The sequence below is a fragment of the Streptomyces sp. CBMA123 genome, assembly GCF_014596465.1.
Lineage (GTDB): Bacteria > Actinomycetota > Actinomycetes > Streptomycetales > Streptomycetaceae > Kitasatospora.
Map to the genome: position 1 here is coordinate 17,665 of NZ_MECK01000012.1, position 9,801 is coordinate 27,465.

At 69.0% G+C, this 9,801-nt stretch carries 5 protein-coding genes and 1 pseudogene; 4 read left to right on the forward strand and 2 right to left on the reverse strand.

The genetic code is table 11. From position 1 onward, the window contains the following. Positions 1 to 500: 500 nt before the first annotated feature. Positions 501 to 3,020, forward strand: coding sequence for an ATP-dependent Clp protease ATP-binding subunit (locus tag BG452_RS03255; RefSeq protein WP_188302600.1), 2,520 nt, complete (start codon positions 501 to 503; stop codon positions 3,018 to 3,020). Positions 3,021 to 3,294: 274 nt separating this feature from the next. Next, on the forward strand, positions 3,295 to 5,646 hold the full coding sequence (locus BG452_RS03260) for an immune inhibitor A domain-containing protein (protein ID WP_223241687.1): 2,352 nt from the start codon (positions 3,295 to 3,297) through the stop codon (positions 5,644 to 5,646). A gap of 256 nt (positions 5,647 to 5,902) precedes the next feature. Here BG452_RS03260 and BG452_RS03265 read toward each other — a convergent pair whose 3' ends face one another. Beyond that, the gene (locus BG452_RS03265) at positions 5,903 to 6,535 is read right to left on the reverse strand and encodes a TetR/AcrR family transcriptional regulator (RefSeq protein WP_188302602.1); all 633 of its coding nucleotides are present in this window, start codon (positions 6,533 to 6,535) and stop codon (positions 5,903 to 5,905) included. A gap of 225 nt (positions 6,536 to 6,760) precedes the next feature. Here BG452_RS03265 and BG452_RS03270 point away from each other — a divergent pair, with 225 nt between their 5' ends. Further along, positions 6,761 to 8,356: an MDR family MFS transporter gene (locus BG452_RS03270; RefSeq protein ID WP_188302603.1), complete on the forward strand. Its 1,596-nt coding sequence runs from the start codon at positions 6,761 to 6,763 to the stop codon at positions 8,354 to 8,356. Between the two features lie 53 nt (positions 8,357 to 8,409). Here the strand turns inward: BG452_RS03270 and BG452_RS03275 are convergent, their stop codons facing one another. Beyond that, on the reverse strand, positions 8,410 to 9,327 hold the full coding sequence (locus BG452_RS03275; protein WP_188302604.1) for an A/G-specific adenine glycosylase: 918 nt from the start codon (positions 9,325 to 9,327) through the stop codon (positions 8,410 to 8,412). Positions 9,328 to 9,541: 214 nt separating this feature from the next. Here BG452_RS03275 and BG452_RS03280 point away from each other — a divergent pair. After that, positions 9,542 to 9,801: pseudogene (locus BG452_RS03280) on the forward strand (hypothetical protein); the annotation flags it as partial.

Here is a 9,801-nt window from a genome sequence, read left to right on the forward strand (position 1 = left end):
GGCGGCGGGCTCGGGCGGCGGAACAATCACGAGCTGTGCAACGCTGTAAGGGCGAAGCGGTAACGCGGACACCCCGGGACGGCGTACGGCCCGGCCCCGGCCGCCGTCGAACCACCGCCCCTGCGGCCCGACTTCTCGCCAGGCGAACACCGCCACCGCGGAAACTGCGCGAGAACCACCCCGATACCGGGTATGAATGCAGGTGGACGGGTTCTTCGACCCGTCCAGGGGCAGCATGTACGACCGGCCGTAGAGGGTCCGGCTCCGCCCCGGCGGCTCTTGTTCGCCGATGGCGTAGCGGTTTCCGGTGCATCCGGCCCACCTGTGGGAACACCGATTCCCAGCATCAGGTTGGGATTGGTGTCGGCTGGTCGCGCAGCATCTCGCTCCTCTACCGGGGAGTGAATCCGTGGGCCGCGCCGCTGAGCGGGACTAGCATGCGGAAGGACAGGGCGGGGACGGACCCCGAACTGCCCGACCGCTCTGAGGAGCGATAAACGATGTTCGAGAGGTTCACCGACCGCGCGCGGCGGGTTGTCGTCCTGGCTCAGGAAGAAGCCCGGATGCTCAACCACAACTACATCGGCACCGAGCACATCCTCCTGGGTCTGATCCACGAGGGCGAGGGCGTCGCCGCCAAGGCCCTGGAGAGCCTCGGGATTTCCCTTGAGGCCGTGCGCCAGCAGGTCGAGGAGATCATCGGTCAGGGCCAGCAGGCCCCGTCCGGTCACATTCCCTTCACCCCCCGGGCGAAGAAGGTCCTGGAGCTGTCGCTCCGGGAGGCCCTGCAGCTCGGCCACAACTACATCGGCACCGAGCACATCCTGCTCGGCCTGATCCGCGAGGGCGAGGGCGTCGCCGCCCAGGTCCTGGTCAAGCTGGGTGCCGACCTCAACCGGGTGCGCCAGCAGGTCATCCAGCTGCTCTCCGGCTACCAGACCAGCGGCGGCAAGGAGTCGGCCACGGCCGGCGGGCCCGCCGAGGGCACCCCGTCGACCTCGCTGGTCCTGGACCAGTTCGGGCGCAACCTCACCCAGGCCGCCCGCGAGGCCAAGCTCGACCCGGTCATCGGGCGCGAGAAGGAGATCGAGCGGGTCATGCAGGTGCTGTCCCGCCGCACCAAGAACAACCCGGTCCTGATCGGTGAGCCCGGCGTCGGCAAGACCGCCGTGGTCGAGGGCCTGGCGCAGGCGATCGTCAAGGGCGAGGTCCCGGAGACGCTCAAGGACAAGCAGCTCTACACGCTGGACCTGGGCGCCCTGGTGGCCGGCTCGCGCTACCGCGGTGACTTCGAGGAGCGCCTGAAGAAGGTGCTCAAGGAGATCCGCACCCGCGGCGACATCATCCTGTTCATCGACGAGCTGCACACCCTGGTCGGCGCGGGCGCCGCCGAGGGTGCCATCGACGCCGCCAGCATCCTCAAGCCGATGCTGGCCCGCGGCGAGCTGCAGACCATCGGTGCCACCACCCTGGACGAGTACCGCAAGCACCTGGAGAAGGACGCCGCGCTGGAGCGCCGCTTCCAGCCGATCCAGGTCGCCGAGCCCTCGCTGCCGCACACCATCGAGATCCTCAAGGGTCTGCGCGACCGCTACGAGGCCCACCACCGGGTCTCCATCACGGACGCCGCCCTGGTCGCCGCCGCCACCCTGGCCGACCGGTACATCTCGGACCGCTTCCTGCCGGACAAGGCCATCGACCTGATCGACGAGGCCGGCTCCCGAATGCGCATCCGCCGGATGACCGCGCCGCCGGACCTGCGCGAGTTCGACGAGAAGATCGCCGACGTGCGCCGCGAGAAGGAGAGCGCGATCGACGCGCAGGACTTCGAGAAGGCCGCGTCCCTGCGCGACGACGAGAAGCAGCTCCTGCAGGCCAAGGCCAAGCGCGAGAAGGAGTGGAAGGCCGGCGACATGGACGTCGTCGCGGAGGTCAACGAGGAGCTCATCGCCGAGGTCCTGGCCACCGCCACCGGCATCCCGGTCTTCAAGCTGACCGAGGAGGAGACGTCCCGTCTCCTGCGCATGGAGGACGAGCTGCACAAGCGCGTCATCGGCCAGAAGGACGCCATCAAGGCGCTCTCCCAGGCCATCCGGCGCACCCGTGCGGGCCTCAAGGACCCGAAGCGCCCCGGCGGTTCGTTCATCTTCGCCGGCCCGTCCGGCGTCGGTAAGACCGAACTGTCCAAGACGCTCGCCGAGTTCCTCTTCGGCGACGAGGACGCGCTGATCGCGCTCGACATGTCCGAGTTCTCCGAGAAGCACACCGTCTCCCGGCTGTTCGGCTCCCCGCCCGGGTACGTGGGCTACGAGGAGGGCGGCCAGCTGACCGAGAAGGTCCGCCGCAAGCCGTTCTCGGTCGTCCTCTTCGACGAGGTCGAGAAGGCCCACCCGGACATCTTCAACTCGCTGCTGCAGATCCTGGAGGACGGTCGCCTGACCGACTCCCAGGGCCGCGTGGTCGACTTCAAGAACACCGTCATCATCATGACGACCAACCTCGGCACCCGGGACATCTCCAAGGGCTTCAACCTGGGCTTCGCGGCCACGGGTGACACCCAGACCGGGTACGAGCGGATGAAGGCGAAGGTCGGCGAGGAGCTCAAGCAGCACTTCCGCCCCGAGTTCCTGAACCGCGTCGACGACATCGTGGTGTTCCACCAGCTGACCGAGGACGACATCATCCAGATCGTCGACCTGATGATCGACAAGGTGGACGAGCGGCTCAAGGACAAGGACATGGGCCTGGAGCTCAGCGTCGAGGCCAAGAAGCTGCTGGCCAAGCGCGGCTACGACCCGATCCTGGGTGCCCGTCCGCTGCGCCGCACCATCCAGCGCGAGATCGAGGACCACCTCTCCGAGAAGATCCTCTTCGGCGAGCTGCGGGCCGGCCACATCGTGGTCGTCGACGTGGAGGGCGAGGGCAAGGAAGCCAAGTTCACCTTCCGCGGTGAGGAGAAGTCGGCCGTCGCGGACACTCCGGCCGCGGTCGCCTCGTCCGGTCCGGACCTGACGAAGTAAGCCAACATTTAACAGACAACTTCACAGCCACCGAGCCCCCGGCGTTCGCGCCGGGGGCTCGGTGCGTTCCCGGCCGCCGCGCACAGCCCGGACCTGGCGCTTCCCGACGGGGCATCAGCTGACGGAAAATCGGCGAGCATAGCGCCGTGCCCATGTCAGGGTCAAGGTCTATCTTTTCCCGCCCCACTTCGGTCAAATGACGTCCACCTGTCTTTCATATTGGTTTACCGGGCCTTGGCCAAGAGTCGGCTCGGTCGGGGAGGGCGTCACAACCTTGAAGACCACCAGGAGAGCCGCTGCGGTCACCACCGCGGCGGCGGTCATAGTCACGCTCGGCGCGGGCCTGTTCCCGAGCAGCGCCGTCGCGTCCGGCTCGGCACCGGTCCCGAAGGACCCCGCCGACGCCGTCCAGTCCGTCAACACCGAGCACAACATCCCGGGCCCGCTGACCGCCAAGGTCGATGCGGAGAAGAAGGCCGCCACCGAGCAGCTGCTCAACGGCACCGCCCAGGTCGAGCAGCACAACGGCAGCACCAGCGTGAAGCTCGGCAAGGACAAGTACGTCGAGCTCGCCCGTGAGCGCACGGACAAGATCTTCACGATCCTCGTCGACTTCGGCGACCAGGTCGACAACACCACCAAGACCGCCGACGGCAAGGTCAAGTACGGCGGCGAGGCCGGCCCCAAGCACAACCAGATCGAGGCGCCGGACCGCGCCACGAACAACTCGACCGCCTGGCAGGCCGACTACAACCAGCAGCACTACCAGGACCTGTACTTCGCCAAGGACAAGCCCTCGCTGAAGACCTTCTACGAGAAGCAGTCCTCGGGCCGCTACTCGGTCGACGGCGTGGTCTCGGACTGGGTCCGGGTGCCGTGGAACGAGGCCCGGTACGGCTCCGACTACTGCGGCTCCAACGTCTGCCCGAGCGCCCAGGACCTGATCCGCGACGCCGTCGACATCTGGTACAAGGACCAGCTGGCGAAGGGTCAGACCAAGGAGCAGGTCAAGGCGACGCTGGCTTCGTACGACCAGTGGGACCGCTACGGCTCGCACCACGACGGGAACTTCAACCAGCCCGACGGGTACATCGACCACTTCCAGATCGTGCACGCCGGTGAGGACAAGTCGGCCGGTGGCGGCAAGCAGGGCAGCAAGGCCCTGTGGGCCCACCGCTCGTACGTCTACGGCAACCTGACCGGCCAGGCCGGCCCGGGCGACAACAAGCTCGGTGGCGTCCAGGTCGGTGACTCCGGCTTCTGGATCGGCGACTACACGATGCAGCCGGAGAACGGCGGCCTCGGCGTCTTCGCCCACGAGTACGGCCACGACCTCGGTCTGCCGGACCTCTACGACACCGCCGGCAAGGGCATCGACAACTCGGTCGGCTTCTGGTCGCTGATGTCCTCCGGTTCCTGGCTCGGCGAGGGCAAGGACAGCATCGGCGACATGCCGAACGACCTCGACGCCTGGAGCAAGTACCAGCTCGGCTGGCTGAAGGCCGACCGCGCCAAGGCCGGCACCGAGTCGACCCACCACATCGGCCCGGTGGAGTACAACTCCAACCTTCCGCAGGCGCTCATCGTCGACCTGCCGAAGAAGAGCATCACCACCGACATCAACAAGCCCTTCGGGGGCAACAACGAGTGGTGGAGCGGCAGCGCCGACAACCTGAACGTCACGCTGACCCGCGACATCGACCTGACCGGCAAGACCAAGGCCAGCATCAACGCCAAGGCCTGGTACGAGCTGGAGCCGGACTTCGACTACACCTTCGGCGAGGTCTCCACCGACGGCGGCAAGACCTGGACCGTCGTGGACGGCACCTGGAACGGCGCCGCGCTCCCCAAGGAGAACGGCCGCCCGGCCCTCAGCGGCCTCACCGCCGCCTGGGGTGACCTGTCGTTCAACCTGGACGCCTACGCCGGCAAGAAGATCCAGTTCCGCTACCACAACACCACCGACGGCGGCCTGCACTACCGCGGCTTCGCGGCGGACAACATCGCGGTGACCGCCGACGGCGCCACCGTGTTCAGCGACGACGTGGAGAACGGCGACAACGGCTGGACCGCCGCCGGCTTCACCCGCTTCGGCGGCTCGTACACCAAGGACTACGCGCAGTACTACATCGCGGAGAACAAGCAGTACGTGTCGTTCGACCAGACGCTGAAGACCGGCCCGTACAACTTCGGTTCGGCCGCCAAGCCCGGCTGGGTCGAGCACTACTCGTACCAGCCCGGCCTGCTGATCTGGTACTGGGACGAGTCGCAGACCGACAACAACGTCAGCGCCCACCCGGGCCACGGCCTGGTGCTGCCGGTCGACTCGCACCCGACCCCGATCAAGTGGTCCGACGGCACCCTGATGCGCCCGCGCATGCAGGGCTTCGACTCGACCTTCGGTTCGCGTCGCGTCCCGGCGCTGACCCTGCACAAGGCCGACGTCGAGACGGTCATCCCGAAGTCCAAGGGCGTCGACGAGTTCTCCGACCTGAAGTCGTGGTGGTCGAAGGACAACCCGTACAGCGGTGTCGACGTGCCGAAGACCGGCACCAGCATCGAGGTCGAGAACGAGTCCGCGAACTACCTGGAGACCTGGATCCGGGTCCGCCCGGTCGACAACTGATCGTCCTGACGGTCAGGCCGTGATCGCGCGGCACTGAAGTCTCCCCGTCCGGCCCGTCCCCGCCACCGCGCGGGGGCGGGCCGGACGCTTTCCGGCGGCGGCTCGAACCCCGCCGCCGGGTGGCGCTCGTCACAGCGCTTCGGCGCGGTACGACCGGGCCTAGTAGTCGGGCGGGCCGGGCGCCGGGCCGGACCGGGCCGGTTGACGATCCGATCGCGTACCTCTCCGGGCACGGCGTCACGGCGTTCTAGGCTGCTCAGTCGGTGGTGCGGGCGGGGTGGCTGATCCGGCCGCTGATCTCCAGCGCGACCTCGCGGGCCGCTTCGAGGGCCTCGCCCAGGTCGGCGGACGGCAGCTTCTCGCCCCACACGTTCTCGGCGTCGCCGCAGTCCGCAGTGTCCTGCTTGAGCAGGAAGAACGCCGAGTGGGCGGTGAACAGCGCCATCGTGGCGCGCAGCCGGTCCCGGAACTCCGCCTCCGGGCCGTGCACCAGCTGCATCATGGTGATCACGCGGTCCCGGAAGGCCAGCCCGGCCGGGGACTCGCGCAGCGCGGGCTGGTTCTCGTGGAAGAAGCGCAGCAGCGGGGCCCGCTCGGTCATCCCGTCCGCGTAGCGCCGGATCAGCTCATCGCGCATCTCCGGGCTCCAGGCCTGCTCCCGGCCCCACGCGATGATCTCGTCGATCGGCGCGGCCATCCGCTCGACGATGCCCAGGACGATGTCGTCCTTGGTCTTGAAGTGGTAGTAGAGCGCGGCCTTGGTGACGCCCAGGCGGTCGGCGATCTCGCGCAGTGAGGTCTGCTCGTAGCCCTGCTCCGAGAAGAGCTCCAACGACACCTCGATGATGCGAGCCCTGGTGTCGCTGCGGGGGCTGTGCGGAGTGCCCATGGCCTGCCTCATGACTGCGTCGGTGACTACTGCTGCGGACTCCGGGGTGGTGTCCGCCCCGGGCTCATTCTCCCTGCCCAGGCGCCCGGTCCTAAAACTGGCTTGACGACCGGCTAGGAAACAACCTACCGTGCCGACGATCGATAAACTAGCCGGGCGTCAAGTAAGTGATCCGCCGCAAGGCCCGCTGCCCGTCCGAAACACCCCTCCGGGAGACCCCACCCCATGTCACAGTCCAAGACCGCCGGCCCGGTACCGGAGGACAAGACGGCCGAGGAGGAGCAGCCGCGGTCACCCCGCGAGATCCGCCTCGTGATGGTCGGCTTGGTCGTCACGATGCTGCTGGCCATGCTCGACAACCTGATCGTCGGCACCGCGATGCCGACCATCGTCGGTGACCTCGGCGGCGCCGAGCACCTGTCCTGGGTCGTCACCGCGTACACCCTGGCCACCGCCGCCTCCACCCCGATCTGGGGCAAGCTCGGCGACCTGTACGGCCGCAAGGGCACCTTCCTGACCTCGATCGTGATCTTCCTGGTGGGCTCGGCGCTGTCCGGGCTGTCCCAGAACATGAACGAGCTGATCGGCTTCCGCGCCGTGCAGGGCCTCGGCGCCGGCGGTCTGATGGTCGGCGTCATGTCGATCATGGGCGCGCTCGTCCCGCCGCGTGACCGCGGCAAGTACCAGGGCATGTTCGCCGCCGTGATGGCCCTCGCCACCATCGGCGGCCCGCTGGTCGGCGGCTTCATCACCGACCACCTGAGCTGGCACTGGACCTTCTACATCAACCTGCCGCTCGGGATCGTCGCGCTCGCCGTGGTCGTCGTCACCCTGAAGCTGCCGAAGGTCCGCAACACCGCCCGGATCGACTACCCGGGTGCCGTGCTGCTCACCACCGGCATCACCTCGCTCGTGCTGATCACCACCTGGGGCGGCCAGCAGTACGCCTGGGGCTCCAAGGAGATCCTCGGCCTGGCCGCGCTCGCCGTCGCCTCGCTGATCGCCTTCTGCTACGTGGAGCAGCGGGCCCAGGAACCGATGCTGCCGCTGAGCCTGTTCAAGAACCTGAACTTCACCCTGGTCTCGATCATCGGCTTCGTGGTCGGCTTCGTGATGTTCGGTTCGACCGTCTTCCTGCCGCTCTACCAGCAGATTGTCCAGGGCGCCTCGGCGACCAACTCCGGCCTGCTGCTGATGCCGATGATGTTCGGCATGCTGGTCGTCTCGCTCGTGGTCGGCCAGGCCGTCACCAAGACCGGCAAGTACCGGATCTTCCCGATCATCGGCACCATCGTGATGACCGGCGGCCTGATCCTGCTCTCCACCATGGGCACCGAGACCAGCAGCTTCACCTCGGCCTGCTGGATGATCGTGCTGGGCGCCGGCATGGGCTTCCTGATGCAGATCACCATGCTGGTCGCCCAGAACAGCGTCGAGCTCAAGGACATGGGCGTCGCCAGCTCCACCGCCACCCTGTTCCGCACCATCGGCGGTTCCTTCGGTGTCGCGCTGTTCGGCGCCCTGTTCAACAACCGGGTGAAGGACACCATGACCGCGCGGCTGGGCGAGCAGGCCTCGGCCGGCGGCGGGGCGAAGGACCCGGGCCAGATGGGCCCGGCCGAGCTGCGCAAGCTGCCCGAGGCCGTCCAGGACGCCTACCACCACGCGGTGTCCAACGGCATGCACACCGTCTTCCTGTGGGGCGCCGGGGTGGCCGTGATCGCCATCGCCGCCGCGGTGTTCCTGCGCGAGGTGCCGCTGCGCGGCGCCGGCACCGGCGAGAAGCCGGCCGAGGCCTCGCTGGAGGCGACGGCCGTCTGACGGTCACCGCTTCGCACGGCGCCCCCGGGAGGTCCTCCCGGGGGCGCCGTCGTTCACTGGGGCAGGCGGTAGACGCCCTGCTCGACCGGCTCGACCAGACCGTCGGCGACCAGGCCGTCCAGCGCCCGGGCGCGCTGCACCGCGTCCGGCCAGACCGCGTCCAGCCGGGCCTGGGGCACCGTGCCGTGTGCCTCGCGCAGCACCGCGAGCAGCTTGCCGCGCACCTGGCGGTCCGTCCCCTCGTAGGACTGGCCGCGCCGGGCCGGGCCCTCGTACGGCGGGCGGCCGGCCCGCTGCCAGGCGCAGACGGTGAACAGCGGGCAGTCCCCGCACTCCGGGCCGCGGGCGGTGCAGACCAGCGCGCCCAGTTCCATCACGCCGACCGCCCAGGTGGCGGCCGTCGGGGCGTCGTCGGGCAGCAGGGCGGTCGCGGTGCGGCGCTCGGCGGCGGTGGTGGCGGTGGCCGGGTACTCGACGCCGGTCACCGCGCGGGCGAAGACCCGGCGGACGTTGGTGTCCAGCACCACGTGCCGCTGGCGGAAGGCGAAGGAGGCGACCGCGGCGGCGGTGTACTCCCCCACCCCGGGCAGCGAGAGCAGCGTGGCGTGGTCGTCCGGGACCTCGCCGCCGTGCTGCTCGGTGATCGCCACGGCGGCCGCGTGCAGGCGCAGCGCGCGGCGCGGGTAGCCCAGCCGGCCCCACAGCCGGACCGCCTCGCCGGGTGCCTCGGCGGCCAGGTCGGCGGGGGTGGGCCAGCGGGTCATCCAGGCCTGCCAGGCGGGCAGCACCCGCTTCACCGGGGTCTGCTGGAGCATGAACTCGCTCACCATGACCGCCCAGGGGGACGCGTCGGGCGTCCGCCAGGGCAGGTCGCGCTTGCTGGCCTCGTACCAGTCGATGACGGTCGAGTGCAGCAGCGGCAGGGGCATCGGCGGCGCGGTGGCGGCTTCGGTGGCGGTGATGGCAGTCATGGCCCTTCGATCCTCCCACGGCCACGGGACCCGACCGAAGCGGAGATGACGCTTCCGGATCTTCCGGTTTCCGCCCGGTTCTCCGGATCCGGAGGCTCGCTCGAACGGATCAAATGGCGGATCATGTGAAAGAAGGGGCGACTGTGCGGTGTTGGTGAGTCAATCGCCACACACAGTCCCATAGAGTTTGATCGTGCCCTCTTTGCGTCAACCCGTGGGACCGCTGCCGGCCTCGATCTACTGGCGTCGGCGCGTCGTCGTGCTCGTCGCCGTCGCGGCGGTCGTCGCGCTGATCGCCTGGCTGATGACCGATCAGGGCGGAGGCGGTGACGGCGGCTCATCGAGCAAGGCCGCGCAGGCCGTACCGTCCCAGAGCCAGACACCCGCTCAGGCGATCACGCCGGGCGCCTCGCCGAGCGGCCCGGCGGCGCACCCCGCCGGGGGCGGCACCGGCGGCGGGCCGGTCGCCAGCGG

Bases quoted from the DNA above. Each gene is read 5' to 3' on its own strand.
- BG452_RS03255 (WP_188302600.1), top strand. From the start codon at position 501: ATGTTCGAGAGGTTCACCGACCGCGCGCGGCGGGTTGTCGTCCTGGCT.
- BG452_RS03265 (WP_188302602.1), bottom strand. From the start codon at position 6,535: ATGGGCACTCCGCACAGCCCCCGCAGCGACACCAGGGCTCGCATCATC.
- BG452_RS03270 (WP_188302603.1), top strand. From the start codon at position 6,761: ATGTCACAGTCCAAGACCGCCGGCCCGGTACCGGAGGACAAGACGGCC.
- BG452_RS03275 (WP_188302604.1), bottom strand. From the start codon at position 9,327: ATGACTGCCATCACCGCCACCGAAGCCGCCACCGCGCCGCCGATGCCC.